Raw genomic sequence first — 25,244 nt, forward strand, 5'->3', positions numbered from 1 at the left:
AGCAAACGACCCCGACCCGGGCCTTAGAGCGCGCCAACCACGCTTTCCGCCAACCGCAAATCCAGCGGGGTGGTGATTTTGAACGCCATGGGATCCCCCTCCACGGACACGACCGGAACACCGAACCACTCCATAAGGGAGGCGTCGTCGGTGGCGACGAACGTTGGCTTCTCGGCGAGGTACTTTTCGTTCGCCTCGCGCAGCATCCGCAGGTCAAACCCTTGCGGCGTCTGGGCAGCGCGAAGCGCAGAACGGTCCAGGGTCTCTTCGACAATCTCCCCCGAAACCCGCTTCACAGTGTCCGCCACCGGCACCACGGGCACCACGGCAGGGGCGCCGCGAAGCACCGCGTCAACTACGCGCGAAACCATCGCCGCGGGGGTTAACGCGCGGGCGGCGTCGTGGACGACCACGCAGGCGTCGTCAAGCGAAATTGCTTTGAGCGCCGCGAAGATGGAGTCCGCGCGCTCCGCACCCCCATGCACGAACTGGACCCCATAGCCGGCCAGAAGCTCGCGGGCGCGCGTTTCCATCGACGAGCTGACCACTACGACAACGTGGTCGACGACCTCGGACATCGCCGCCACGGAGCGCTCCAGCAGCGTCCGGCCACCAAGTTCCACATATGCCTTGGGCACTTCGGCACCCAGTCGGGTTCCCTGCCCGGCGGCGGCGACGACCGCCACGGTTTCGCGGCGCAATTTACTTGTCGTCGTCCTCGTCGTCGAAGGAGAGGTCGTCCAGATCCACCTCGTCATCGTCGTCGACCTGGCCCGGGTCCACGGAAATACCGGCCTTGACCTGCTCGTCGATGATGGCCTGGATCTGCTTGTCCATCTCCTCGACCTTCTTCTCGTCCACCGGCTCCGCCAACGCGAGCTCGCCGACGAGAATCTGGCGCGCCTTCCCCAGCATGCGCTTCTCACCTGCGGAAAGGCCCTTGCCCTGGTCGCGGCGCCAGAGGTCGCGGACAACCTCCGCAACCTTGTTGATGTCGCCGGACGCGAGACGCTCCTGGTTGGCCTTGTAGCGGCGGGACCAGTTGCCCGCCTCCTCCACGTCGGTCTCGCGCAGCACGGAGAACACCTTCTGCAGGCCTTCCTCGTTGACCACATCGCGCACACCGACGAGCTCGGAGTTCTTCACCGGAACGCGCACTTCAAGGTCCGAGTGGAGAATCTGCAGCACCAGGTAATCGAGGGTCTCTCCGCGCATCTCGCGCTGCTCGATATCGGCGATGCGGGCCGCTCCGTGGTGCGGGTACACAACCACTTCTCCGACCTTGAATTCCATTGCGGCTCCTTGCGTCGTTAGGCGAAGTTCAGACCCCAACACCCTACCACCGAGCATTTCGCTTATCGACGACCAAAGGTCGTCTCGCCCAATAGGGGGAGCAAGTGGGAAAACTTGCTGTGCAGACGCTAGAGTATTGCGGAGGAAACCCTCGAATGAGTTTGATGATGGAGGACACCCCGTGAAGTCCCTGAAGCGCGTCGCTGCCGCCGCCGTCGCTGGCTGCGCCACCCTGGCCCTCGTTGGCTGCTCCGCCGGCCAGATCACCCAGACCTCGAACCAGGTTGCGGCCGTTGACGGTGCTAGCGCCTCCACCGAGGACGGTTCCGTCGCCGTGCAGGACGTGACCGTGGTGCTCGCTGAGGACGGCCAGGCCGCCCTGAAGTTCACCGCCACCAACCAGGACACCGCGATGAAGGACCACACCCTGAAGTCCGTCGACGTGGACGGCCAGAACGTGACCATCTCCGGCAACTCCTCCATCGCCTACAACTGCGCGCTGGTTGCGGATTCCAAGGATGGCCTGGAGCGCATGCCGCAGGACAAGAACGACAACTGCATCGAGTACACCGCGACCACGCTGGCGAACGACGACTTCGCCTACGGCGGCAACGTGCCGGTGACCTTCAACTTCGACACCGGCTCCCTGGATGTCGTAGCCACTGTGTCGGCTCCGACCCTGGCTTCCGGCCAGGTCGACCGCGAGGTCTAATCTTCCTTCTTCCGAAACCGCTGGCTTGACCAGCGGTTTTTCCGTGTTCGAACACCGTGTCGGGGCCGTGTTATACGGTGTGGCGCATGGCAAAGAAACCCCGTGTGATCCACACCTGCACCGAGTGCGGCTACTCCTCCCCCAAGTGGCTCGGCCGCTGCCCCGAGTGCGGGTCTTGGGGAACGCTCCAAGAGGAGGCGCCGGCTGCTTCGGGCCCGGTGAAGACGTCCTCGCTGACACCGTCCGCTCCCGCGAGCCCGATCACGCAGGTCGAGGCTGCGGCAACGAAAACTGTAAAGTCCGGCATTCGGGAGCTGGACCGCGTGCTCGGCTCCGGTGTGGTGCCCGGCTCCGTGGTGCTGATGGCGGGCGAGCCCGGTGTGGGCAAGTCCACGCTGTTGCTGGAGGTGGCGTCGCGCTGGGCAAAGCAGGGGCGCAAGGCGCTCTACGTCACGGCGGAGGAGTCTGCGGGCCAGGTCCGCGCCCGCGCCGAGCGCACGGAGGCGCTGGTGGACACGCTGTATCTGGCCGCCGAGTCCAACCTGGACGTGGTGTTTGGGCACGTGGAGCAGCTGAAGCCTTCGTTGCTGATTGTGGATTCGGTGCAGACCATGCACGCCGCGGGCGTCGAGGGCGTCGCCGGTGGCGTGGCGCAGTCCCGCGCGGTCACTGCGGCGCTGACCACGCTGGCCAAGACCACGAACATCCCGGTGCTACTGGTGGGGCACGTGACCAAGGACGGCAACGTCGCCGGCCCGCGCGTGCTGGAACATCTGGTGGACGTCGTGTTGAACTTTGAGGGGGACAGGCAGTCGTCGCTAAGAATGCTCCGGGGTATTAAGAACCGCTTCGGCGCCACGGACGAGGTCGGCTGCTTCGAACAGACCTCCAGCGGCATCCGGGAGGTGCCGGACCCGTCGGGGCTGTTCCTGTCGCACCGCGGGAAAACGCCGGACGGCTCCGCGGTGACTGTGGCGATGGACGGCGTGCGCCCTATCCTCGCTGAGGTGCAGGCGCTGACCGTGGATCCGGTGAACAAGAGCCCGCGGCGCGTGGTCACCGGCCTGGATTTCAACCGGGTGCCCATGGTGCTGGCGGTGCTGCAGGCGCGCTGCGGGGAACGCACGAACGACAAGGACGCCTATGTGGCCACCGTCGGCGGGGTGAAGATCACGGAGACGGCCACGGACCTCGCGGTCGCGTTAGCAACGTGGTCGAGCCTGCATGAGAAGCCACTGCCTGCGAAAACGGTGGTTGTCGGCGAGGTGGGACTGGCAGGAGAGATCAGGCGGGTGCCAAACCTCGGCCGCCGCCTCCAAGAAGCGGCCCGCATGGGCTACACCAGTGCGATCGTGCCCGCCGGAGAGAAGCTGTCTATCGACGGCCTGACGGTCCGCCCCGTCTCCACCCTCGCGGAGGCGCTCGAGCGGCTTAGGTGATGTTGAAGGGGCTGGCGTCGGAGGCGTTGTCCCCGATCACGCCGTGCAGGAAGTAGGAGCCGGCCTTCACTTCCGGGCGGTTGTCGCACTGTCCCGGCTGCGATGCGGTGACGGACCAGCGGGCCTCCCAGCGTCGCTTCTCGCCCGGCGCGAACTCGACGTCGCCTGCCGCCACCGGCGGGTAGCAGTCGGTGTCGGACCAGATGCGGTCGTTGGTGGCCATGTCGTAGACCTCGAAACGCAGCAGGTTGTCATCCAGATCGATCACGCAGTCGGTGTCCGTGGGGTTTTCCACCTCCATGTAAAACACCGGCTGCACCCCAATGGCGTAAGAAGGCTGGTTGCTGGAGGCGTGGATCTCCAAGTCCGCCAGCTCGCAGGTGCCCTTCTTCACGGGAGCGGCGACGGTTTCCTCGCTCGTCTGGGTGGGGCTGGTCGGTTCGGCTGAGGAGGTCGTGCTCTCCTCGGAAAGCTGCACCGTCGGCTCGGTGGCCAGGGTGGTGGACGGTGCTTCCGACACGGTCTCGGGGGTGTTTTCTGTTTCGTCGGTCTTGCCGCTGCGGGCGAACGCGGACAGGCCCCACACCAAAAGCGCCACAACCACCAACAGGATGACGAGGGCCGCCACGCGGCGGCGCATGTAGATCTCCGGAGGCAGTGGGCGCTGGTTCGACATGCCTATAACTTAATCGCCGAAGTTTTCGTAGGTGGTCTCGACACGGCCGTCGGACAGGCGGTAGCGCGCACCCACCACGCCCACGGTCTTGTGCTTCAGCCCGGAAATGACGGACGGGATGCGGGCCACCAGGTGCTCTGCACCGTTGCGTGCGTGCGCCTGCTCCACCTGCTCGCCGCGGGTTTTCGCCTCGGCGACGGCCGGCGAGATTTTCTCCACGAACACGCGTGTCAGCCCCGGGGGGATGTCGCCGGACCCGAGTGCTTCCACGGCTGCCCCCACGGCGCCGCACTTCTCGTGGGCGAGGAAGAGCACGAGGTCGACGCCGAGGCCGTCGACGGCATACTCGACGGATGCCGACACTGCGGAGTCCACGCAGCCGCCGGCGGTGCGGATGACGAAGATGTCGCCGAAGCCGGCGTCGAAAAGCAGCTCAATTGGCACGCGGGAGTCGGAGCAGCCCACCACGCACACTGCCGGGTTCTGGCCGGAGGTGAGCTGCTGGCGGGTTGCGGGGTCGCGGCGCGGGTCCGCGGTGTTGCCGGTGGCGAAACGCTCGTTGCCGGCTTTCAACAGCTCCCACACTTCGCGGGGTGTGGAGGCGGCCTGGAGGTCGGTCACATTAGTCATAACCGCTATTGTTGCACGCATTGTGACGAATTTGCGCCCAAACAAGATCCTTTCCTGGTACCTAGCCAACGCTCGCGAACTGCCGTGGCGAAACTCGTCAACGTCTCCGTGGGGCGTGCTGCTCAGCGAGGTGATGAGCCATCAAACCCAGGTCGAGCGCGTCGCCCCGATCTGGCAGGAATGGATGCAGCGCTGGCCCACCCCGGCGGCGTTCGCGCAGGCGAGCACCGCCGAGGTTTTGCGTGCCTGGGGCAGTCTGGGCTACCCGCGCCGGGCGCTGCGTCTGAAGGAATGCGCGCAGGTCATCGTGGATGAGCATGACGGGGAGGTGCCGGAGGACGTCGATAAGCTGCTGGCGCTCCCCGGGATCGGCGACTACACCGCGCGGGCGGTGGCGTGCTTCGCGTACGGGAAAAACGTGCCGGTGGTGGACACAAACGTGCGGCGCGTGGTGGCGCGCGTGGAGCGCGGCGAGGCGCTCGGGGCGCCCGGCAAGAAGGAAATCGAGCAAGTTGCGGCGCTGTTGCCGGAGCAGAATGGCCCCGAGTTCTCTGTCGGGCTTATGGAGCTCGGCGCGCTCGTGTGTACCGCGCGAGCACCGAAATGCGGGGAATGCCCGGTGCGCTCTGACTGCGCGTGGCTCGCGGCCGGCAAACCGGAGGCGGAGGTGAAGAAGCGTGCTCAGCGCTTTGTCGGCACCGACCGCCAGGTGCGCGGCAAGATCATGCGTCTGTTGCGCGAGTCAGACAGTCCAGTCGAGCAAAAGCTTATCGACGACCTCTGGCACGACCCCGCACAGCTTTCCCGCGCACTATTTTCCCTGCTCGAAGACGGTCTGGCAGAGCAGGACGAGAAGGGTTACTTCCACCTGCCGCGGTAGTGGAGCCCGCCGGGCAGCTTCACGTACACGCCACCGCGGGAGTTGAAGGTGACGGGCCCGATCTTCTTCGACGCGGACACGCCGGACTTGGAGTAGTTGAGCCAGCTGCCGTCGCTGATCTTTTGGCGCTTGCGGTACTGAATTCCCATGGACGGGAGCTTACACTGCTTCCCATGCGTAAACGGTGGTGTCTTTTTGCTGTCCCGCTCCTGATTTGCCCCTCTGCGCACGCTGAGGATTTGAGTGCGGAGTCCCTGTCGTCGTTGTCGTCGGTTGGCTCGTCCACCTTCGAGGTGATCGGTGACGCGTCGTCGCTTTCGTCTCTCCCGGAGATGTCTTCGGAGGCGCTTGGCGGCGCGGCGGGGAACACTCCCGGAGAACTCGACGCGAAGAAGCGGGTGCTGGGGTCCAATGGCAAACGCATCCGCTACACCTCCGTCAACGAGCGCGGCGAGAAAGTGCCGGTCACCGGCGCACTGTACGACCGCCCGTTTGCGAAGGGCCTGATCGTTCTCGCCCCCGGCACGCGCGGCCTGGGCGACCAGTGCGCGCCGTCGGCGGCATCGTCGATGCTGTCCTCCCTCGGCCCGGACGGCACGGTGAACATCAACTATGAGGCGCCAATGGTGCAGATGCTTCTCGACGACGGCTACCGCGTGGTAGTCACGGACTACATGGGCCTGGGCACCGACGGCCTGCACACCTACCTCAACCGCGTCGACCAGGGCCGGGCGGTGATTGACGCCGCCCGCGCCGTAGCCAATCGCGGCGAAAAGGTGGCGTTCTGGGGCTACTCGCAGGGCGGTGGCGCAGCTGCGGCGGCCGCGGAGCTCGTCGGCGACTACGCCCCGGAGCTCAACGTGGTGGGGACGTTTGCCGGTGCTCCCCCGGCCGACCCCCTGGGCGTGCTGCAGCAGGCGTCCGCGCCGATGCTCACCGCCGTGGCCGGTTTCGCCGCCGCGAGTTTTTCGGATACCTACCCCGAATTCCACGAGGCTCTCGGCGAGTATCTCACCGACGACGGCAAGGCCCTGCTGGAGGATCTGAAAACGTCGTGCGTTGTCGATGCGTCGATGAACGCCCCGAAGATGGCCGGCGACATGTTCGTTGACGGCAAGACCTTCGCCGACATCGCGGAGGAAGACGAGCGCATCGGCAAATACCTCGAGCACAACAAGCTGGGCAAGGTGAAGCCGAACGCGCCGATCATGGTGCTGACCAACCCGGACGACGACCTCGTGCCGGAACCGCAGGCCACCCAGCTGGCCGAGGACTACTGCGCAATCGGCGCGGACGTGGAGTACCGCCGCGTGGTGGTGCCGGGGTCGCCGACGCAACCCTTGTCGTCCGGCCGCCGCGAGCTCACCCCGCGCGCGCCGGGCTCCGGCCACGCGCTGCCGCTCGTGCTGCAGACCGACAACGTCTCGGATTGGCTGTCCGACCGTTTCAAGGGCAGGCCCATGAAACAGGTGTGCCCCTCCGACCACCCCGAGTATGAGGTGGTGGAGGGGCTCAACGCCGTGGAGATCACCGCGATCGTGTTCTCCGTGCTGGGCGCGCTCGGCGCCCTGGGCTTGTGGGCTTACGCTTACACCGGCTCGGGGCCGTTGCCGTCCTTGCCCTCGTTGCCTTCGCTGCCCTTCTGATCGTCCTCGGCGGTGTCTCGCTCGTCCGGGAACTCTGAGGCCTCGGACTCCGGCTCGGTACGCTCTGGCTCGATGTCGCGGACCTCGTCCTCCGGCTCCACGTCGAAGGCCTCTGCAGGCAGCGGGCGCGGGCGCGGGGTGAAGGTGAACTTCGCGTCCGGGGCCGCCTTGCCGCGATCCTTGCGTGCAACCTCGACGTCGCCGTCCCAACCCTCGACGTCCACGGTGATGATCTCGCCGGCGCCGATTTCGCCGAACAGGATCTTCTCCGACAGGATGTCCTCGACCTCGCGCTGAATCGTGCGGCGCAGCGGGCGCGCACCCAGCACCGGGTCGAAGCCGCGGACCGCGAGCAGGTTCTTCGCGTTCTCGGTCAGCTCGATGCCCATGTCCTGCGCGGCCAGGTTCTTGTCCACGCGGCCGATGAGCAGGTCCACCATCTTGACAATCTCGTCCTGGTTGAGCTGCTTGAACACCACGATCTCGTCGATGCGGTTCAGGAACTCGGGGCGGAAGTGCTTCTTCAGCTCGTCGTGGACCTTGCCCTTCATCCGCTCGTACTGCGCCTCGGAATCCGTGGCGGTGTCCCCAGTGAAGCCCAGGCCGACCGGCTTGGAGATGTCGGAGGTGCCCAGGTTCGAGGTGAAGATCAGCACGGTGTTTTTGAAGTCCACATTGCGGCCCTGGCCGTCGGTGACGTGGCCCTCCTCGAGCACCTGGAGAAGCGTGTTGTAGATCTCCTTGTGCGCCTTCTCGATCTCGTCGAAAAGCACCACGCTAAACGGCTTGCGGCGCACCTTCTCGGTGAGCTGGCCGCCCTCCTCGTAGCCGACGTATCCCGGAGGGGCGCCGAAGAGGCGCGAGGCGGTGAAGCGGTCGTGGAACTCGCCCATGTCCACCTGGATCAGCGAGTCGTCGTCGCCGAAGAGGAACTCCGCGAGCGCCTTGGACAGCTCTGTCTTACCTACACCGGACGGGCCGGCGAAGATGAAGGAGCCGGACGGACGGTTCGGGTCCTTCAGGCCGGCACGGGTGCGGCGGATGGAGCGGGAAACCGCCTTGACTGCCTCGTCCTGGCCGATGATGCGCTTGTGCAGCTCATCTTCCATGTTGAGCAGACGGTTCGACTCGCTCTCGGTGAGCTTGAACACCGGGATGCCGGTCCAGTTGGCCAGCACGTCCGCGATCTGGTCCTCGCCGACCTCGGCGATCTCCTCCAGGTCGTCGGAGCGCCACTTCTTCTCCTTGGCGGAGCGCTCCTCTCCCAGCTTGCGCTCGGTGTCGCGCAGGCCGGCGGCTTTTTCGAAGTCCTGGGCGTCGATCGCCGCTTCCTTCTCCTTGCGAACCTCGGAGATGCGGTCGTCAACCTCGCGCAGGTCCTCCGGGGCGGTCATGCGCTTGATCCGCATGCGAGCACCGGCCTCGTCGAGAAGATCGACGGCCTTGTCCGGCAGGAAACGGTCGTTGATGTAGCGGTCCGACAGCGTCGCTGCCGCCTTGAGGGCATCGTCGGTGTAGGACACGCGGTGGTGCGCCTCGTAGCGGTCGCGCAGGCCCTTGAGGATCTGCACGGTGTCTTCCACGGACGGCTCGTCCACCTGCACAGGCTGGAAGCGACGCTCAAGAGCCGCGTCCTTCTCAATGTGCTTGCGGTACTCGTCAAGCGTGGTCGCGCCGATGGTCTGGAGCTCGCCGCGCGCCAGCTTCGGCTTCAGCAGCGAAGCCGCGTCGATGGCGCCCTCTGCGGCACCCGCGCCGACGAGGGTGTGAATCTCGTCGATGAACAGGATGATGTCGCCACGCTGGTTGATCTCCTTGAGCACCTTCTTCAGGCGCTCCTCAAAGTCGCCGCGGTAGCGGGACCCCGCCACCAGGGAGCCCAGGTCTAGGGAGTAGACCTGCTTGTCCTTCAGCGTCTCCGGGACCTTGCCGTTGGCGATGTCCAGAGCGAGGCCCTCAACCACGGCGGTCTTGCCCACACCGGGCTCGCCGATGAGCACCGGGTTGTTCTTGGTGCGGCGCGACAGCACCTGCATGACGCGCTCGATCTCCTTGTCGCGGCCGACAACCGGGTCGAGCTTGCCTTCCTTCGCGGCCGCGGTGAGGTTGCGGCCGAACTGGTCCAGCACCAGCGAGTTGGAGCGCTCGCCGCCCTGCGGGCCGCCACCAGCGCGCGGACCCGCACCGGCACCTGCGAAGCCCGGCTGCCCCTGCTGCGGGGACTCCGGGTTCTGACCCTCGCCGCCCTCGTAGCCGGACAGCAGTTGGATAACCTGCTGGCGCACGCGCGGCAGATCCGCGCCGAGCTTGATCAGCACCTGGGCCGCCACGCCGTCGCCCTCACGGATGAGGCCGAGCAGCAGGAACTCGGTGCCGATGTACTTGTGGCCCATCTGCAGGCCCTCGCGCAGGGAAAGCTCCAGCACCTTCTTCGCGCGCGGGGTGAACGGGATGTGGCCGGTCACCGGCTGGGTGCCGTGGCCGATGATGTCGATGACCTCGCGGCGCACGTCGTCGAGGTTGATGCCCATGGACTCGAGCGCCTTCGCTGCGACGCCCTCGCCCTCCTTGATCAGGCCGAGCAGGATGTGCTCGGTGCCCATGTAATTGTGGTTGAGCTCGCGCGCCTCCTCCTGTGCAAGGACGATGACGCGACGGGCCCGGTCGGTAAACCGCTCGAACATGTGGCTGACCCCTTCTTTCCTAAATCAGTTGTCCACCACCATAACGCCGGGGTCCGACATCACTTCCCTGGTTTGTTCGCGCATACCCGCCTGATCGTCGATATTCGCAGGTGAGAGGCGATGTTCACCCTTAGCGAACAGGCCGGAAATACACATCCTCGTGGGCCTGCAGCCGGGGTTGAAAGGGTGCCCGCACGAGGGGCAGGACGCGCCGTATTCGGCATGCGTCATCATGCGCCCACACGCGCCGCACATCACGGCGGGCAGTTGCCTATCGACGGGCACGAAACCGTGATCGGCCAACTCGTCGTGGCATAGCGAACAGGCCCACAATTTCTCGCAGGCCCCGCACGTGTTGGCAACGACGTCCCACTCGGAATGCCAATGTGCGCACCGGCCCTGCGGGTCGACATCCACACCGTGGATCGTCATGAGTTCGCAGGGATGACCGCGCCGGCGTACTTCCCCCGGATCCATTCGGAGGTTTCCGCGGAGGTCAGGTCCGCCGCGAGCTTGTCCATACGCGGGTCTTCGGCGGCATCGACGTTCGCGACAAGGATGTTCACGTACGGGTTGTTCTCCGGGCTTTCCGCAATGACGGAATCTTCCACCGGGTTCAGCCCCGCTTCCAGTGCGAAGTTAGAAGAGGCGACCACGCCGTCAACAGAGTCGTCGGACAGGGACTGGATCACGATGGTGTCGTCGACCGGGACAATCTGGATGTCCTTCGGATTATCCGTGATGGACTGGAGGTTGATCTTGGACACGTTGGTCGGATCGATTTCCTGGTCCAGGCTGATCACACCGTTCGTTTCCAGCAGGATCAGCGCGCGTGCAAGGTCCGACGGCGAGTTCGGGGTCACTACCTTGGCTCCCTGCGGAAGCTTGTCGATGGAATCGATGCTGGTGGAGTACATCCCCATCGGCTCGATGTGCACGCCAGCGACGTTCACCAGCGTCTCGCCAGTCTCATTCTCCCAGTCGTGCAGGTACGGCGGGTGCTGGTAGAAGTTCGCGTCCGCGGAACCATTGGACACCGACATATTCGGATCCGGTCCGCCGGGCACGACTTTGATGTCCAGCTCGTAGTCCGGGTTCGCCTCGTCCACGTACCGCAATATCTCAGCGTGCGGGGTGGCCGCGGCGAGCACGGTAATCGGCTCGTCGCTCCCAGATTCGGTTGAACACGCGGCCACACTCAGGCCCAGCGCTGTGGCTAACGCGGCTGCTGCGAAACGCCTCATGAAACTCTCCTCAGACAAATGAACTGTGCTGTCTATACAGATTAGACAGCACAGTTCATTTCCGGAAGATTTACTTACAGCAGATCTTTCAGCACCGGATCGGCGAGGTTTAGCACAGCCTCGCGGGCGCCCGCGGCAGTGCGGGCATCAACGGCGAAGTTGGCCATCTGGCGGCAGGTGTCGAAGTCGTGCAGGCGCAGCGCGGCGCGCACGGCGTTGACTTTGCCCGGGGCCATCGACAGGGACTTCACACCGAGGCCCACCAGCACGAGCGCCATCAGCGGGTCGCCGCCCGCCTCGCCGCACACGCCGACCGGCTTGCCGGTGGCTTCGCCGCCGCGGCAGGTCTCGCGGATCATAGACAGCACCGCGGGCTGCCACGGCGAGAGCAGCTCGGCCAGTTCGCCCTGCATGCGGTCCGCGGCCATCGTGTACTGGGACAGGTCGTTGGTGCCGATGGAGGCGAAGTCCACCTCCTCCAACACCTGCCCGGCGCGGATTGCGGCCGCCGGGGTTTCCACCATTACGCCGACCTTTGTCAGGCCGGCTCCGCGGGTGCGCTCGGCGAACCACTTGGCTTCCTCCACGGTGGCGACCATCGGCGCCATGACCCAGAGCTCGGAGTCGGGAACATTATGAGCTGCGTTCGCAAGCGCCTCTAGCTGGGTGTCCAGAAGGTCCTCGCGCGCCTGTGAGAGGCGCAGGCCGCGACGGCCCAACGCCGGGTTTTCTTCCTCACCAAGGTCCGCGAACGACAGCGGCTTGTCCGCGCCCGCGTCCAGGGTGCGCACCACCACGCGGCGGCTGCCGAAGGCTTCGAGCACCTTCGTGTAGGTGTCGGTCTGCTCTTCCAGGCTGGGTGCGGAGTCGCGGTCGAGGAAGAGGAATTCGGAGCGGAACAGGCCGGAGCCTTCGAGGTCGTAGTCCGCTGCCTTCGCGGCGTCTTCTGCGGTGCCGGTGTTGGCCAGCAGCTTGACCTTGTACCCGTCGCGGGTAGCGCCCTCGCCGGAGGAACCGGCCAGGGCTGCCGCGCGGCGGCGGGAGCGCTCCTCGAGTTCCTCCACGTCCGATGCGTTCGGTGCGACGATGACCTCGCCGACTCCGCCGTCGAGGGCGACCAGCGGAGCGTCCACAGTCGCGTCAGCGATGCCCTTGACCTGCACAGCGCACGGAATGCCCAGCTGCGCGGCCAGGATGGCCGTGTGCGAGGTCGCGCCGCCCGCCTCGGTGACGATGCCGAGGACGAAGTCTTTGTCCAGCGTTGCCGTCTCCGCCGGCGCGAGGTCGTGCGCGATCAGGATGGACGGCTCGGTCAGGTCCGGGATCCCCGGCTCGGGCAGTCCCCGCAGGCGAGCTGTGGCGCGGTCACGGATGTCGTAGAGGTCGGTAACACGCTCCGCCATGTAACCGCCGATCTTGCGCAGCTTGTTGGCGTAGAGCTCCACCGCGTCGTGGATCGCCTTCGTCGGGCCGGCGCCCTTCTTCAGCTCTTTGTCGATGCCGCGGATGAGGCCCTTGTCGGTTGCCAAGGCAGCCGTCGCATCCAGCACGGCCTTCGCCGAGTCCGAGTTGGCGTGCTCGGCGCGTGCGGAGAGCGAAACTGCGACGTCGTTAAGCACAGTGCGAATACGCTCGCTGTCGGCTGTCGGATCGGTGGAGGCGGGCTCGTGCTCGTCGATACCCACTGCGGGCGTGACCACGGCGATCGGACCAGACGCGGTGCCGGCCGATACGCCGATGCCGTGCAGAACGGTGCGGTTAGACATTCGTGTTCACCTCAGTTGTGACCTCGAGAATCGGATCGCCAGCGACGACGGTGCCGTCTGCAACGTCATTGACGCCGCCGAGCTTCTTCGAGTTCACCACTGTAGTGATAACCGTTGTGTCCACGCCGTGGCCAGCGATTACGGCGAAGTCAACCTCCGCCAGCGGGTCGCCCGCGTTGACCATCTGCTTCTTCTCTGCCAGCGGGGTGAAACCCTCGCCGCCGAGCTTGACGGTGTCCACGCCGATGTGGACGAGCAGCTCCACACCATCGTCGGTCTTGATGCCGTAGGCGTGGCCCGTCTTCGCCACGGAAATCACCTTGCCGGCCGCCGGAGCAACCACGGTGAGCGTGGTGTTTTCGGGGGTCACGCCGACCGCCTGGCCGAGTGCGCCGGAGGCGAATGCGGCATCGGAAAGCGCTTCCATCGCAACAACCTCGCCCGCAACGGGTGCGAGCACAGTGGCATCCGCATTGCTTTCCGACGTCAGCTTCGCCGGGTCATCCGTGGCCGTGACTTCGTCCTCGACCAGCTCGGCCTCCTCGGCCTCGTCGGCATTGCGTGCGGCAGCAGCGCGGGCGAGCGCCTCCGCCTTCTCCTCCGGGGTGCGGTAGTCCGTGACAAGGATGATGAAGAACGCGGTGAAGAAGGCCACCGCGATGGCGAGCATGTAGACCCACTTCGGGTCGAACACGAACATGGTCGGCAGCGAAGTGAACACGAACGCGTTCGTCTTCACGCCACCGAACGGGGTGCCCAGGATCGCGATGGTCAGGCCGCCGGTGAAGCAGCCCACGAGCATGCGCGGGTAGATCTTCTTGTAGCGCAGGTGGATGCCGTAGAGCGACGGCTCAGAGATTCCGCCGAGCAGGCCTGCGGCGAGCGCGGAACCGGACGTCTGGCGCATGAGCGGGTCGTGGTCGCGGATGGACAGCGCGAGCACCGCGGCGGTGGCGCCGAAGCAGGCGAAGTTCCACGCACCCATCGGGCCCTGGATGAAGTCGTACCCGAGGGTGTCAATGTTGACCAGCATCAGCGCGTTGAGTGGCCAGTGCAGTCCCAGCGGCACGAGGAACGGGTACAGCATCGGAATCAGCAGGGCGAAGATGAACGGCGCGTTGCCGTTCATCCAGGCCAGCCCGGTGCCGATCCAGGCGCCGAGCAGGTAGCCGAACGGGCCGATGAGGAACGCGGTCACCGGGATCATGATCAGCATGGTGAGAAACGGCACGAAGACCATGTGCACTGCGGAGGGGATGATTTTCTGCAGCCCCTTATAAAGCAACGCAGCGACCGCGGCCATGATCAGCGGCACGAAGACGTTGCCGTCGTAGCCGTTATGGATCATGGGCAGGCCGAAGACGTCGACAACGCCGGTCGGCTCGCCGAAGAGCTCCACCACGCGCGCTTCGGGGTGGTCGGCCAGTTCCATGAAGTTCGGGGTGAACAGCGCCAGCATGATCGCGGCCGGCACCCACGGGTCGATGTCCAACTTCTTACCCGCGTTGTAGGCCACCGCCACCGGCAGGAAGAAGAACACGGAGTTCCACATTGCATCCACGAACTGCCAACCCGGGCTCTTCACTTCCGCGTGGAAGTTCACAAGGTGGAATGCGTCGAGCACCGCGGCGAACGCGATGATCAGCGACGCGCCCAGTAGCACGCCAAGGATTGGGCGGAAGGAATCGGAGAGGTACTCGAAAAACGCGTCCAGCCACGGGACCTTGCCCTTGGCCTTGTCGCGCTGCTGGGCTTTGAGGTCCTCGTTGGACACGTCGCGGTTCGCTAGTTCCGGCAAGCGGTTCATCGCGTTGTACACGCTGGCCACGTCGCCACCGACGATGACCTGGTAATGGCTGCCGCCCTGCGGGACCGCACCCATCACCTTCGGGTTTGCCTCGAGGCGGTCCTTGTCGGCCAGGGAGACGTCGTTCAGCTCGAAGCGAAGACGCGTCGCGCAGTGCGTCATTGACGCGATGTTGTCCGCCCCGCCGATGCCGGCGAGGATATCGGCAGCCTGATCCTGCAGGCTTGCCTTGGTGGTGGCCATGCTGGTGCTCCTTCCAACCACAAAAGATTGATCGCACCAAACTTTAGTTGGTTATAACCACCACACACAACTGCCCGGTTTAGGCCTCCGGCTTCACCATCGGGAAGAGGACGGTCTCGCGAATGCCCAGGCCGGTCAGGGCCATCAGCAGGCGATCCACGCCCATGCCGCAACCGGCTGTCGGGGGCATGCCCTGCTCCATCGCTGCGAGGAAGTCCTCGTCGAGCTGCATCGCTTCGTCATCGCCGGCGCTGGCCAGGCGGGCCTGGTCCTCGAAGCGCTCGCGCTGGATCACCGGGTCAACCAACTCGGAGTAGCCGGTGGCCAGCTCGAAACCGCGGACATACAGGTCGAACTTCTCGGTCACGCCGGGTTTGTCGCGGTGGTCGCGGGTCAACGGCGAGGTCTCCACGGGGAAGTTGACCACGAAGGTCGGCTCGTAGAGCTGGTCGGAGCACAGCTCCTCCCAGATCTCCTCCACCAGCTTGCCGTGCAGCCAGCCGGCGTTTTCCGGCACCTTCAGGCCGATGGTTTCCGCGATGTCCTTGAGCGTGTCCACGTCGGTGTCGATGGTCACTTCCAGCTGTCCCGGGAACTTGCGCTGCAGCGCCTCGTTCAAGCTCGGGTACATCTCCAGGACCTTCCACTCGCCGCCGAAGTCGTACTCCGTGCCGTCCGCGAGCGTGACCTTCTGGGAGCCGAAGACTTCCTCGGCGCAGAATTGCACAAGGCCCTTCATGGTGGCCGCGCCGTCCTTGTAGGTGCCCCACGCCTGGTAGGTCTCCAGCATGGTGAACTCCGGGGAGTGGGAGGAATCCACGCCCTCGTTGCGGAAGTTCCTGTTGATCTCGAAGACGCGCTCGATGCCGCCGACCACAGCACGCTTGAGGTAGAGCTCCGGCGCGATGCGCAAGTACAGGTCGATGTCCAGCGCGTTGGAGCGGGTGACAAACGGACGTGCCGCGGCACCGCCGTGCAGCGTCTGCAGCATCGGCGTCTCAATCTCGACGAAGTCCAGACCCGTGAGGTACTTGCGCACAGCAGCGATGACCTTGATGCGGGTCATGGCGTTGGTGCGCGCGTCCTCGCGCATGATCAGGTCGGTGTAGCGGCGGCGCACCCGCTGCTCCTCGTTCATCTCCGCGAACGCCACCGGCAGCGGGTTAAGCGACTTCGAGGCCATATGCCAGGACTTCGCCATTACGGACAGCTCGCCGCGACGCGACGAGATGACCCGGCCGCGCACGGAGACGATATCGCCCAAGTCCGTGTCGGCCTTCCACTGCCCAAGCGCCTCTTCGCCGACCTCAGCCAGGGAAAGCATGACCTGCAGTTGAGTGCCGTCACCCTCTTGCAGGGTGGCGAAGCACAGCTTGCCGGTGTTGCGCTGGAACATAATGCGACCGGCAACGGCAACTTCGTCCTGCGTCTCCTCGCCCGCTTCCAGCGTGCCGTCGTACTTGGCGCGAAGGTCCTTCAGAGACGTAGTGCGGTCGACTTCGACGGGGTAGGCGTCCCGCCCTTCGTCGATAAGCCTCTGCCTCTTCTCCCGGCGGATTTGCTGCTGCTCTGAAAAGTCCTGCGTAGTCACGGCGAATAATCGTAGCTTATTCGCACACCGGGAGGTCCAGTCGCTGGTTCTCCGCGTCGAAACCGTTCACGATGAACAGGTACTCGGGCTTGTCCTGCGGCGTCATCACGTACGCCGGCGGGTTTGCCTCCGGCAGCTCGTGAGAGTAAATCGTGCACTCGCCGGAGCCCAGGACCACGGCCTCACTCGGGTCCGGCACCGCATCGTCGCGGTCGGACTCGGAGGCGTACTGCGCGACGGAAACACCCAGCTCATCGTTAGCGCAACGGATCTTACCCACCTGGTCGGTGTCCAGCGAGCCCGGCTCGCAGACAAGGTCCTTCCAGCCCTTCTGGCCCGCGCGCTCAGACACAACCTTCGGGTAATCTTCCGCGATCTGCGCCTCCGCGCCGGACCACTCGTCCCCGCGGTGGGTGCTCCAGTACCACAGCGCCGCCAGCGCAATCAGCAGCAGCGCGAGGATGGCGATGATCCACGGCCACGGCGCAGTCTTCTGCTTCTGCTCTGTCGGCACCGTGCGCACGTAGTTGCCGTCCGTGCCGTAAGCGTAGGGCTCCGGCGGCTTGCGGTAGCCGTCTTGCGGGCGCGGCGCCACGGACTGGTCGGGCGTTGCAATCTCCACGTGCTCGGCCGGGGCGGTCTCCAGCACGCCGGCGCAGGTGCGCGCCCCGGAGCGCGGTTCGTCGCCGGTCATCAACGCAACCACGTTGGCGAACTTGTCCACGTTGCCCTTCGCTGCCGCCTCGTCGCTTTGCGCCGGGTCGGTGCTCGGGCCCACAAGGGTGAGCTTGACCGGGGTGGTGGACCACTGCGGCTGCACCAGGAGACGCTCCGGGGTGATGGAGCGCGAGACGAAGCCGGACAGGCCCTTCAAGTCGTAATCGTCGATCGCCTCGGCCACCGGGGCGAGCAGGTCGCGCACCTCCTGCGGGGTGAACGTGGCGCCCTTTTTTGCAATCAGCTCCGACAGCGGGGTACCGGTGGGCGCCTCACGCAAGACGAACAGCTTGCCGTCCTCGGTAGTGCCCACGCTGCGCGGCTGGAAGGCGCCAGGGTGCGCAGCCAGGGCGAGGCGGGAGTTCAGGGTGTTGACTTCGTCGCCGATCGCGGAATCCACGGGGGCGCTGAAGACCTCCACTTCAACACCGTGACCTGTGTCGTCGGTGGCGGTGTAGAGCGTGGACGTCTCGGTGCTTCCAGTTTGCGCAACCTGCTCCGGGGTGAAGGTGAACCCGAAGCGTTCTGCGAGCATTCCGGCGATGGTGGCGTTGGACATGCGCGAGAGTCTACCGGGTGTCATGCTTCAACGTGTTTGAAGCCGACCCCCAGCGGCAGACCCACGTTGTCCATCAGGTGCACCCCGCCCAGATCCACCGCTCCGAGCAGGCGCGCGTCGCCCTCTGCGGGCGCCTCGCGCATCGCTAGATCGCGCAGCTCCAGATACGCCGGGGTGACGCCTGCGGCCTCGAGGACCCCGCGGGCGGTTTCGAGGACTCGCGCTTTTCCGTGCTCCGCGGCGTGCGCCCCGGCTGTCAGCGCGGCCGAGAGCGCGAGTGCAGCTTCCCGCTTATCGACGGCGACACGCGCGTTCCTGTTCGACAGCGCCAACCCATCGGGGGTTCGCACCGTGGGCACGCTGTGGAGCTTGCACTCCATGCGCAGCCCGGACACCGCATACTGGGTTGCCACCAGCACCTCGAAGTCCTTCTCCCCCAGCACCACGTCCGTGGCGTGGGTCGCGTTGATCGCGGCGAGGATCCGCGCGACCTCTTTCTGGGTGAGCTGCGGATCTTCCAGCGGTTCCACGCCGGAATCCACCCGCACGCTTGTGGCCAGCTCCCCGTGGAAGACCACGTCCACCTTCTCCCGGGCGAAGACCTCAGGGACCTCGGCGCCCGAGAACGTGACCACCACGTAGGAGCCGAGCAGCGACTTCGCCGCGCGGATGAGCTCCACGTGCCCGCCGTGGATGTCCGCGCCCAACGGCACCACAACCACCGATTTGCCAATCTTGCGGAACGCCCGGCCGTAGGTGGCCAAGAGCTTCTCGTCGGTGACCACCACTGCCTGGCCTGGTTCAAAAGCCATTTATCCTCCCTCGTATTTCTGAATCACCCATAGCTCGGTGTCGGTGTCCTGGTCCACCTCACCACGCCTGCGCACAAGATCAACAAACAGGCGGCGAACGCCCGGATCCGGCAACGCCTGAACGAGTTGATCCAGCTGCTGCGTGTCGTGGGCATGTCGTGGCGCCGGCGGGGCTTGGAAGAACTGCTGCGCGACCGCGTCGAACCCCGGCACTGCCTCAGCGAGGATCGCCTGCGCGTCGTCGCGGATGACGGATTCCAACGCCCGCAGCTCCTGGGCGGCGGCGATCGCGGGGCGTGCATCGTCGTTAATGCGCAAGCTCACCCCGCCAATTTCCGTGATGAGCAACCCCACCACCGTTTCGCCGAGCTCGTCGGCCGCCGAGGTCACCCACACGTTGTCGAAGATGTTGTGGGCGCACATGGTGATCGCCTGGGCGGTCTCCACGTCGTCGAGCAGCTGCTGGCCCTCGTCCAGCGCGGTGTGCAAAAACATCTGCCGCGGCCGGGCGTGGTCGGCGAGGGTTTCGCAGGCGGTACGGATGTCGGCCGAAGGTGCGTCGAGAAGCACAAGGTCCACGTGCGCGATCGCGCCGGGGTCACTGTGGATGTCCAGAGGGCGCACCGTGTGGCCGGCGCGCTCGAAGCGCTCCGCAAGCGGCGAGACGCCGAACACCGCCCCCACCAACAGGCGAGGCGGCATCTACTTCCCCTGGCGAGCGAGCAGCTCGGCGACGGAAACCGCGCCCTCTCCCCGCTCATCGGCGCGACGGCGGCCAGAACGGCGTTCGGGCTTCGGCTCGGGTACTGGTTCCGGGGTTGGTTCTGGGGTTGGTTCTGGCGCTGGTTCTGCTTTCGTCTTCTCCGCTTCCCGCTCGTTGATCAGGTCGGACAGCGGGTTGCGCGCCGGGCGCGCGGACGGCTGGGTGCCGATGCGGCCCGCGATCGCGTCCGAGCTCGGCGCGCCGGTCGGGCGGGAGGGACGCACGCGACTGATCACGACGGTGTCGTCCGTGGATGGGCTGTGCGCCGGCTGCGGTTGCGGCTCCGGGGTTGGTTCTGGTTCTGGGGTTGGCTCTGGCTTCGACTCCAGCTCGCTGATGCGGCGTGCGCGAGCCTGCACCGCGGCGGGCTCGTACTCGAAGACGCGGCCGTTGAGCTCCTCCAGCTGGGCGCGCAGCGCCTGGATCTGCTCCTGCAGCTCGCGCAGTGTCTCCACATCCACGGAAGACCCGCTCGGCCGGGCCTCGAGCTCTTCCCGGTGGCGCTGCTCCTGCTCCTGGATGCGCTGCTCAGCGGCCGCGGCCTCAGACGCAGCGGCGTCGCGGTCACGGCGCACCTTGGAGTTGATCAGGATCCCGGCGGCACCAGCCCACAGCGCGAAGATCAGCGCGACTTTCAGCGCGTTGGCGGAGTTGGTGAACAGCATGACCACGGTGCCGATGACAGCGACCACAAAAGGCACGATGACCCACAGGCTCGCGCGGTCTGGGGACGCATTCTGGGCACTCATGCCCAACACTCTAGCTAACGCCTTGGCCCTCGTTGGGCGGCGACACCTCGCAGTTTTTCTCTAACCAGATTCCGGCCGCGCACAGGGCGATTCCGCCCAGGGTGCCGGCGGTCAGCGGCGGGACGTCGCCGGGCGCCGCCTCGAGCACGCCGAGTTTCGTCACCACAAAGCTCAGCGTGCCGCCGTACAGGCCGCCGAAGACCGCGCCGGCCCAAGCGCTCGCCTTCCCGAAGACCATGAAATTCGCCGCCTGCATGGGGTTGAGCTGGCTGCGGTCCAGCCCAACCTTGCCTTCCTTGCGGCGCTTGCGCACCACCAGCGCGAGCCAGGCGGCGATGACTGCCATCACCCACAGCGACAGCGGCACCACCATGCTGAGCGATTCCAGCAGGTTATAGAACCGGCGCACCAGGATCACCGCCGCAGCCGCGCAGAACCCGGCGACGGCGATCAACCCTTCGTACGGCGTGCGCTTCATAGCTTGCGCACCCCCTGGTCCTCGAGGTTGTCGAGCAGCCCGCTTACCGACGCTCCGTTCAACCGCGCACCTGGATCCATCTCGAGCCAGGGCTCGAGCACAAACTGGCGCAGATGCGCCCGCGGGTGCGGCACGGTCAGCTCCGGGTCGTCCGAGGTGTAGCCCGCAATCCAGATGATGTCCACGTCCAACGTGCGCGGACCCCAGCGCTGATCGCGGACGCGGTTGGCGCGCTGCTCCAGCTTTTGGCAGCGGGCTAGAAGTTCGTGCGGGGTGTCGTCCACGTCCACCAGCAGGGACTGGTTGAGAAAGTCCGGCTGGTCCGTGTTTCCCCACGGCGCGGTGGCGTAGATGGAGCTCGCGGCGAGGGTTTCGCCGGCGAACTCGTCGACCACCGTCTGCAGGTGGGCGCGCGCGTCGCCCATGTTGGACCCGGAAGACAGCACGGCACGCATTGGCTACATCCGCTTCCGGGAGCGGCGGGCCACCACCGCGACGTCGTCGAACACCGCCGGGATCGGCGCGTGCGGCTTGTGCAGGGTGACCTCCACGGCGTGCAGCGCGTCGTAGCTGCGCATGGCGGTCTCTGCGATCTCCACCGCCACCGTCTCAATCAGCTGGCGCGGGGTGCCGGTGGCGATCTTTAAAGCCGTGTCTGCCAGCTCCGCGTAGTTGACGGTCTGCGTCAGGTCGTCGTCCTTAGCCGCGCCCGCGAAGTCGAGCCAGCACGTGATGTCCAGAGAAAACGCCTGCCCGAACTCGGTTTCGTGGTCGAGCACGCCGTGGTTGGCGTGGAATGCAAGGCCTTTAAGTTCGATCCGGTCAGCCATTTCTCCACCTTTCTGCCACGTCTACCGCGTCGCGCGAGACCGCCACCTCGTGCACCCGCACGCACCAGGCACCAGCCTGGGCGGCAAGGGCGGTGACTGCCGCGGTGGCCGGGTCGGCGTCGATAGGCGAATGCTCCAGGCCACGCTGCTGGCGGATTTCCATGAGGAAGCGCTTGCGCGAGGCGCCGACGAGGATGGGAAACCCGCTCGCGATGAACTCCGGCAGCGAGTTGAGCAGCGCCCAGTTGTCCGCGGCCGTCTTGGCAAAGCCCAGGCCCGGGTCCAGGGTGATCTGGCTTTCGTCCACGCCGGCAGCGGTCGCCTTATCGACGAGCTCCGCCAGCACCTCGTGCACATCCCCCACCACGTCACCGCCGTGATCCGCCGCGCCGGAGGCGTTGACGAAAGCGTCCGCGCGCCAGTGCATCAGGCACACCGGCAGCTGCATCTCAGCCATCACGCGGTACATATCAGCGTCCGCCAGGCCGCCGGAGACGTCGTTGATCAGGTCCACGCCCTCCTCGGCCGCTGCCAGGGCGGTGGCGGCGCGCATGGTGTCCACGGAGGTGCGGATCCCGTCGGCGTGCAGAGCACGGATCACGGGGCGGATACGCTTTGCCTCCACCTCCGCGGGGACACGGGTGGCACCGGGGCGGGTCGATTCCGCACCGACGTCGATGATGTCCGCTCCCAGGCGCACCAGCTCGTGGGCGTGCGCGATGGCGTCGTCCGTTGCGAGCCACTTGCCGCCGTCTGAAAACGAATCCTCCGTGACATTGACAATGCCCATCACACTCGTGCGCCCAGGCACGGTCAGATCGGCAACGGTAGTCATCTTCTATCCCCTAATCAGGCTCAGCACTTCCGCGCGCGAAGCCGCATTGTTCTGGAAGCCGCCGCGCACCGCCGAGGTGGTCGTGGTCGCGCCCGGCTTGCGGATCCCGCGCATGGCCATGCACAGGTGCTCGCACTCGATGACCACGATAACCGCAGAAGCATTGAGCTTCTCGACGATCGCGTCCGCAATCTGCGCCGTCAACCGCTCCTGCACCTGCGGACGCTTCGCGTACATGTCCGCCACCCGCGCCAGCTTGGACAGGCCGGTGACCTTGCCCTCCGGGCCCGGGATGTAGCCGATATGCGCCTCGCCGTAGAACGGCACCAGGTGGTGCTCGCAGGTGGAATAGATCGGGATGTCGCGCACCAGCACCAGCTCGCGATGGTTCTCGGAGAACGACTTCTCCAGGTGCACCTTCGGATCCTCGTGCAGGCCCGCAAAGACCTCCTCGTAGGCGCGCGCGACGCGGGCCGGGGTTTCCACCAGGCCCTCGCGGTCCGGGTCTTCGCCGACCGCGATGAGCAGCTCGCGCACAGCTGCCTCTGCGCGCTCTCGGTCGAAGTTCGCCTTAGTCATCGTCCCTCCTGTGCTTCGGCGCGCGCTCCTCGCGCGGCAACTGGGTGGTCTCCGCATCCGGGGTGGTCTCCGGTTCCGGGCTGCGGGCGGCGTGGTCCGGCCGCTCGTTTTCCGGCAGGCGGAAGCCGATCTGTTCGGTCTTTTCCGTCGGGTAGTTGCGGGTGCCCGGGTGCTGCTCCTTCGGCGCTCCCTTGTACGTCCAGCCCTCCGGCGGTTTCGGGCCGCCGTATTGCGGCGGGTTGTGCTTTGGCTGCTGCCAACGGGTGGAGCCCTTCCTCGGCGCCGGGTTTTGCTCCGCCTCGCGTTCCTTCCGGCGGCGCTCGCGGGTGGCCTTGGATGCCTCCAGGATGGAGAAGCGCTTCGGCGGCTCCTCGCCACGCTCCTTGGCAATCTCCACCGGGGTCTTCACCGGCTCGCGGTCCGACTGGCGCCCGAAGCGCGCGTCGTGCGCCGGCAGTGGCGGCCGGACCGGCTCGACGGTGTCGAAGATGGCCTCCAGATCGCCACGGCGCAGCGTTTCCTTCTCCAGGAGCTTCGAAGCCAGTGTGTCCAGCTCGTCGCGGTAGCGCTCGAGGGTGCTGTAGGCGACCTTGTGCGCTTCGTCGAGAAGCATCTGCATCTCCTCGTCGATCTTGGCCGCCACCGCCGGCGAGTACTCCAGGGAGCCGCCAGAGGCCCGGCCGGAGAAGGGATCGCCCTGCTCCTGGCCGTACTTCACCGGACCGAGCGCGGAGGTCATGCCGTATTCGGTGACCATCGCACGGGCGATTTTCGTCGCCTGCTCGATGTCGTTGGACGCGCCCGTGGTCGGCGCGCCGAAGACCAGCTCCTCGGCGGAGCGCCCGCCCATGGCAAACACCATGCGGGCGAACAGCTCGTCGCGGGTGTACATGCCCTTGTCGTCCTCGTCGGCGGTCATGGCGAAGCCGCCTGTGCGGCCACGGGCGAGGATGGTCACCTTGTACACGCGCTCAATGTCTTTCAGCGCCCACGCGGCGAGGGTGTGGCCGCCCTCGTGGTAGGCGGTGACCTTCTTCTCGTGCTCGGAGATGACCTTGCTGGAGCGGCGTGGGCCGCCGATGACGCGGTCCGTGGCCTCCTCCAGGGCATCCGCGGTGATCACGTTGCCGCCGATGCGGGCGGTCAGCAGCGCGGCCTCGTTGAGCACGTTGGCCAGATCAGCGCCGGACATGCCGGCGGTGCGCTTGGCCAGGGCGTCGAGCGAGACGTCGTCTGCAAGCGGCTTGTTCTTGGCGTGCACCTTGAGGATCTGCGCGCGGCCTGCGATGTCCGGGTTGGTCACCGGGATCTGGCGGTCGAAGCGGCCGGGACGCAGCAGCGCCGGGTCCAGAATGTCCGGGCGGTTCGTCGCCGCAATCAGGATCACGCCCTCGCGGCCGGAGAAGCCGTCCATTTCCACCAGCAACTGGTTGAGGGTCTGCTCGCGCTCGTCGTGGCCGCCGCCCATGCCGGAGCCGCGCTGGCGGCCCACCGCGTCGATCTCGTCGACGAAGATGATGCACGGGCTGTTCTCGCGGGCCTGCTTGAACAGGTCGCGCACACGGGAGGCACCCACGCCGACGAACATCTCCACGAAGTCGGAGCCGGAGATGGTGTAGAACGGCACACCCGCCTCGCCTGCCACGGCGCGTGCGAGCAGCGTCTTACCGGTGCCGGGCGGGCCGTATAGGAGCACGCCGCGCGGGATCTTCGCGCCGAGCTTTTCATACACGGTCGGGTCGGTAAGGAAGTCCACCACCTCGTGCAGCTCGTCCACCGCCTCGTCGGCGCCGGCGACATCCGCGAACGTGTTGGTCGGGTTGTCCTTGGTCAGCTGCTTCGCCTTCGAGCCGCCGATGCCGAACGGCCCGCCGCCGCCCGCCTGCATGCGGTACATGAAGTAGAAGATCAGGCCGAATACCAGGATCATCGGCAGCATGAATCCGAGCATGGACATCAGGAAGGATTCCTGCGTCACGTTCGTCTCATACTTGTCCGCGCCGGATTCGCGCACCGCGCCGAAAATCTCCGGGGTGGTGCGCGCCGGGTACTGCGCGGAGATCGCCTCAACACCCTCGCGCTCATCCACGGTGATCGGTTCGCGCAGGTCTATGCGCACGCGCTGTTCGCGGTCGTCGATCTGCACCTCTTCCGCGTTGTGGTTCTGCAGCTGCTCAATGGCAACAGAAGTGTCCACACGCTGGTAGGCGCGGGAATCGTCCCCGATCAACGTGAGCAGATAGAGGACGATCAACGCGATGGCGCCAATGACGCCCCACCGCAAAACCTTTTTATTTTTGCTCATAAACCT

The 25,244-nt window shown here is 66.1% G+C and carries 25 protein-coding genes; 4 read left to right on the forward strand and 21 right to left on the reverse strand.

Translation table 11 applies throughout. The features are described from left to right. Positions 1–23: 23 nt before the first annotated feature. Together ispD and CAFEL_RS09355 are read right to left on the reverse strand one after the other, a co-directional pair. Entirely contained in the window at positions 24–701 is a 678-nt protein-coding gene (ispD, locus tag CAFEL_RS09350; protein WP_228496448.1) for a 2-C-methyl-D-erythritol 4-phosphate cytidylyltransferase, read from the reverse strand. 1 nt (position 702) lies between these two features. Beyond that, complete coding sequence (locus tag CAFEL_RS09355; protein WP_194560702.1) at positions 703–1,293, reverse strand: CarD family transcriptional regulator; 591 nt, start codon at positions 1,291–1,293, stop codon at positions 703–705. 181 nt (positions 1,294–1,474) lie between these two features. Between CAFEL_RS09355 and CAFEL_RS09360 the strand changes: the two genes are divergently transcribed. Both CAFEL_RS09360 and radA read left to right on the forward strand, forming a co-directional pair. Next, positions 1,475–2,005: a hypothetical protein gene (locus tag CAFEL_RS09360; RefSeq protein WP_035000073.1), complete on the forward strand. Its 531-nt coding sequence runs from the start codon at positions 1,475–1,477 to the stop codon at positions 2,003–2,005. Positions 2,006–2,091: 86 nt separating this feature from the next. Beyond that, positions 2,092–3,444: a DNA repair protein RadA gene (radA, locus tag CAFEL_RS09365; protein WP_194560701.1), complete on the forward strand. Its 1,353-nt coding sequence runs from the start codon at positions 2,092–2,094 to the stop codon at positions 3,442–3,444. On the opposite strand, the gene CAFEL_RS09370 is transcribed toward radA, so the two are convergent. Together CAFEL_RS09370 and CAFEL_RS09375 are read right to left on the reverse strand one after the other, a co-directional pair. Further along, on the reverse strand, positions 3,437–4,120 hold the full coding sequence (locus CAFEL_RS09370; RefSeq protein ID WP_194560700.1) for a hypothetical protein: 684 nt from the start codon (positions 4,118–4,120) through the stop codon (positions 3,437–3,439). The genes radA and CAFEL_RS09370 overlap by 8 nt on opposite strands. A gap of 9 nt (positions 4,121–4,129) precedes the next feature. Then, the gene (locus CAFEL_RS09375; protein ID WP_228496447.1) at positions 4,130–4,750 is read right to left on the reverse strand and encodes a carbonic anhydrase; all 621 of its coding nucleotides are present in this window, start codon (positions 4,748–4,750) and stop codon (positions 4,130–4,132) included. A 22-nt stretch (positions 4,751–4,772) separates the two neighbouring features. Here CAFEL_RS09375 and CAFEL_RS09380 point away from each other — a divergent pair, with 22 nt between their 5' ends. After that, on the forward strand, positions 4,773–5,630 hold the full coding sequence (locus CAFEL_RS09380; protein WP_394354801.1) for an HhH-GPD family protein: 858 nt from the start codon (positions 4,773–4,775) through the stop codon (positions 5,628–5,630). Here CAFEL_RS09380 and CAFEL_RS09385 read toward each other — a convergent pair. Beyond that, a complete protein-coding gene (locus CAFEL_RS09385; RefSeq protein WP_074432070.1) occupies positions 5,609–5,779 on the reverse strand; it encodes a DUF4236 domain-containing protein in 171 nt (56 codons plus the stop codon). The genes CAFEL_RS09380 and CAFEL_RS09385 overlap by 22 nt on opposite strands. Before the next feature lie 24 nt (positions 5,780–5,803). Between CAFEL_RS09385 and CAFEL_RS09390 the strand changes: the two genes are divergently transcribed. Beyond that, entirely contained in the window at positions 5,804–7,276 is a 1,473-nt protein-coding gene (locus tag CAFEL_RS09390; RefSeq protein WP_194560697.1) for an alpha/beta fold hydrolase, read from the forward strand. Here CAFEL_RS09390 and CAFEL_RS09395 read toward each other — a convergent pair. The 16 genes from CAFEL_RS09395 to ftsH all read right to left on the reverse strand — a co-directional run bounded on the left by CAFEL_RS09395 (position 7,219) and on the right by ftsH (position 25,238). After that, positions 7,219–9,960: an ATP-dependent Clp protease ATP-binding subunit gene (locus tag CAFEL_RS09395; RefSeq protein WP_194560696.1), complete on the reverse strand. Its 2,742-nt coding sequence runs from the start codon at positions 9,958–9,960 to the stop codon at positions 7,219–7,221. The two genes, CAFEL_RS09390 and CAFEL_RS09395, sit on opposite strands and share 58 nt — an antisense overlap. A gap of 24 nt (positions 9,961–9,984) precedes the next feature. Next, positions 9,985–10,437: a CHY zinc finger protein gene (locus CAFEL_RS09400; protein ID WP_353959468.1), complete on the reverse strand. Its 453-nt coding sequence runs from the start codon at positions 10,435–10,437 to the stop codon at positions 9,985–9,987. Next, positions 10,389–11,204, reverse strand: coding sequence for a MetQ/NlpA family ABC transporter substrate-binding protein (locus tag CAFEL_RS09405; protein ID WP_194560694.1), 816 nt, complete (start codon positions 11,202–11,204; stop codon positions 10,389–10,391). The genes CAFEL_RS09400 and CAFEL_RS09405 overlap by 49 nt, the downstream gene beginning before the upstream one ends. A gap of 74 nt (positions 11,205–11,278) precedes the next feature. Then, a complete protein-coding gene (gene ptsP / locus CAFEL_RS09410) occupies positions 11,279–12,970 on the reverse strand; it encodes a phosphoenolpyruvate--protein phosphotransferase (RefSeq protein ID WP_194560693.1) in 1,692 nt (563 codons plus the stop codon). Then, complete coding sequence (locus CAFEL_RS09415) at positions 12,963–15,020, reverse strand: glucose PTS transporter subunit IIA (RefSeq protein ID WP_194560692.1); 2,058 nt, start codon at positions 15,018–15,020, stop codon at positions 12,963–12,965. The genes ptsP and CAFEL_RS09415 overlap by 8 nt, the downstream gene beginning before the upstream one ends. A 79-nt stretch (positions 15,021–15,099) precedes the next feature. Continuing rightward, entirely contained in the window at positions 15,100–16,611 is a 1,512-nt protein-coding gene (gene lysS / locus CAFEL_RS09420) for a lysine--tRNA ligase (RefSeq protein ID WP_194560691.1), read from the reverse strand. 16 nt (positions 16,612–16,627) lie between these two features. After that, positions 16,628–17,887: a protein kinase family protein gene (locus tag CAFEL_RS09425; RefSeq protein WP_194560690.1), complete on the reverse strand. Its 1,260-nt coding sequence runs from the start codon at positions 17,885–17,887 to the stop codon at positions 16,628–16,630. Between the two features lie 20 nt (positions 17,888–17,907). Further along, the gene (locus CAFEL_RS09430) at positions 17,908–18,699 is read right to left on the reverse strand and encodes a pantoate--beta-alanine ligase (protein ID WP_194560689.1); all 792 of its coding nucleotides are present in this window, start codon (positions 18,697–18,699) and stop codon (positions 17,908–17,910) included. Continuing rightward, positions 18,700–19,401: a 6PGD fold domain-containing protein gene (locus CAFEL_RS09435; RefSeq protein WP_194560688.1), complete on the reverse strand. Its 702-nt coding sequence runs from the start codon at positions 19,399–19,401 to the stop codon at positions 18,700–18,702. It abuts the gene before it with no gap. Continuing rightward, positions 19,402–20,211 (reverse strand): DUF6779 domain-containing protein, encoded by an 810-nt coding sequence (locus CAFEL_RS09440; protein ID WP_194560687.1) that lies wholly within the window; start codon positions 20,209–20,211, stop codon positions 19,402–19,404. 10 nt (positions 20,212–20,221) lie between these two features. Then, positions 20,222–20,689, reverse strand: a complete 468-nt coding sequence (locus tag CAFEL_RS09445) for a DUF3180 domain-containing protein (protein ID WP_194560686.1) — start codon at positions 20,687–20,689, stop codon at positions 20,222–20,224. Next, positions 20,686–21,144 carry a 2-amino-4-hydroxy-6-hydroxymethyldihydropteridine diphosphokinase gene (gene folK / locus CAFEL_RS09450; RefSeq protein WP_194560685.1) on the reverse strand — a complete coding sequence of 153 codons (459 nt, stop codon included), beginning with the start codon at positions 21,142–21,144 and terminating at the stop codon, positions 20,686–20,688. Before folK ends, CAFEL_RS09445 begins: the two co-directional genes overlap by 4 nt. Positions 21,145–21,147: 3 nt before the next feature. After that, positions 21,148–21,519 carry a dihydroneopterin aldolase gene (gene folB, locus CAFEL_RS09455; protein WP_194560684.1) on the reverse strand — a complete coding sequence of 124 codons (372 nt, stop codon included), beginning with the start codon at positions 21,517–21,519 and terminating at the stop codon, positions 21,148–21,150. Continuing rightward, on the reverse strand, positions 21,512–22,354 hold the full coding sequence (folP, locus tag CAFEL_RS09460) for a dihydropteroate synthase (protein WP_194560683.1): 843 nt from the start codon (positions 22,352–22,354) through the stop codon (positions 21,512–21,514). Before folP ends, folB begins: the two co-directional genes overlap by 8 nt. A gap of 3 nt (positions 22,355–22,357) precedes the next feature. Further along, positions 22,358–22,933 (reverse strand): GTP cyclohydrolase I FolE, encoded by a 576-nt coding sequence (folE, locus tag CAFEL_RS09465; protein ID WP_194560682.1) that lies wholly within the window; start codon positions 22,931–22,933, stop codon positions 22,358–22,360. Beyond that, complete coding sequence (ftsH, locus tag CAFEL_RS09470; RefSeq protein ID WP_194560681.1) at positions 22,926–25,238, reverse strand: ATP-dependent zinc metalloprotease FtsH; 2,313 nt, start codon at positions 25,236–25,238, stop codon at positions 22,926–22,928. Before ftsH ends, folE begins: the two co-directional genes overlap by 8 nt. Positions 25,239–25,244: the final 6 nt, after the last annotated feature.

Origin of the sequence: Corynebacterium afermentans subsp. lipophilum (assembly GCF_030408375.1) — a bacterium.
GTDB classification, from domain to species: domain Bacteria; phylum Actinomycetota; class Actinomycetes; order Mycobacteriales; family Mycobacteriaceae; genus Corynebacterium; species Corynebacterium lipophilum.

Coding starts and splice junctions, on each gene's coding strand:
- folB (WP_194560684.1), bottom strand. CDS start 21,519: ATGGCTGACCGGATCGAACTTAAAGGCCTTGCATTCCACGCCAACCAC.
- CAFEL_RS09385 (WP_074432070.1), bottom strand. CDS start 5,779: ATGGGAATTCAGTACCGCAAGCGCCAAAAGATCAGCGACGGCAGCTGG.
- CAFEL_RS09390 (WP_194560697.1), top strand. CDS start 5,804: ATGCGTAAACGGTGGTGTCTTTTTGCTGTCCCGCTCCTGATTTGCCCC.
- CAFEL_RS09445 (WP_194560686.1), bottom strand. CDS start 20,689: ATGAAGCGCACGCCGTACGAAGGGTTGATCGCCGTCGCCGGGTTCTGC.
- CAFEL_RS09355 (WP_194560702.1), bottom strand. CDS start 1,293: ATGGAATTCAAGGTCGGAGAAGTGGTTGTGTACCCGCACCACGGAGCG.
- CAFEL_RS09375 (WP_228496447.1), bottom strand. CDS start 4,750: ATGACTAATGTGACCGACCTCCAGGCCGCCTCCACACCCCGCGAAGTG.
- radA (WP_194560701.1), top strand. CDS start 2,092: ATGGCAAAGAAACCCCGTGTGATCCACACCTGCACCGAGTGCGGCTAC.
- folK (WP_194560685.1), bottom strand. CDS start 21,144: ATGCGTGCCGTGCTGTCTTCCGGGTCCAACATGGGCGACGCGCGCGCC.
- folP (WP_194560683.1), bottom strand. CDS start 22,354: ATGACTACCGTTGCCGATCTGACCGTGCCTGGGCGCACGAGTGTGATG.
- CAFEL_RS09425 (WP_194560690.1), bottom strand. CDS start 17,887: ATGTCCAACGCCACCATCGCCGGAATGCTCGCAGAACGCTTCGGGTTC.
- ftsH (WP_194560681.1), bottom strand. CDS start 25,238: ATGAGCAAAAATAAAAAGGTTTTGCGGTGGGGCGTCATTGGCGCCATC.
- CAFEL_RS09430 (WP_194560689.1), bottom strand. CDS start 18,699: ATGGCTTTTGAACCAGGCCAGGCAGTGGTGGTCACCGACGAGAAGCTC.
- ptsP (WP_194560693.1), bottom strand. CDS start 12,970: ATGTCTAACCGCACCGTTCTGCACGGCATCGGCGTATCGGCCGGCACC.
- CAFEL_RS09395 (WP_194560696.1), bottom strand. CDS start 9,960: ATGTTCGAGCGGTTTACCGACCGGGCCCGTCGCGTCATCGTCCTTGCA.
- CAFEL_RS09435 (WP_194560688.1), bottom strand. CDS start 19,401: ATGCCGCCTCGCCTGTTGGTGGGGGCGGTGTTCGGCGTCTCGCCGCTT.
- folE (WP_194560682.1), bottom strand. CDS start 22,933: ATGACTAAGGCGAACTTCGACCGAGAGCGCGCAGAGGCAGCTGTGCGC.
- CAFEL_RS09440 (WP_194560687.1), bottom strand. CDS start 20,211: ATGAGTGCCCAGAATGCGTCCCCAGACCGCGCGAGCCTGTGGGTCATC.
- CAFEL_RS09405 (WP_194560694.1), bottom strand. CDS start 11,204: ATGAGGCGTTTCGCAGCAGCCGCGTTAGCCACAGCGCTGGGCCTGAGT.
- CAFEL_RS09370 (WP_194560700.1), bottom strand. CDS start 4,120: ATGTCGAACCAGCGCCCACTGCCTCCGGAGATCTACATGCGCCGCCGC.
- CAFEL_RS09400 (WP_353959468.1), bottom strand. CDS start 10,437: ATGGATCCGGGGGAAGTACGCCGGCGCGGTCATCCCTGCGAACTCATG.
- CAFEL_RS09415 (WP_194560692.1), bottom strand. CDS start 15,020: ATGGCCACCACCAAGGCAAGCCTGCAGGATCAGGCTGCCGATATCCTC.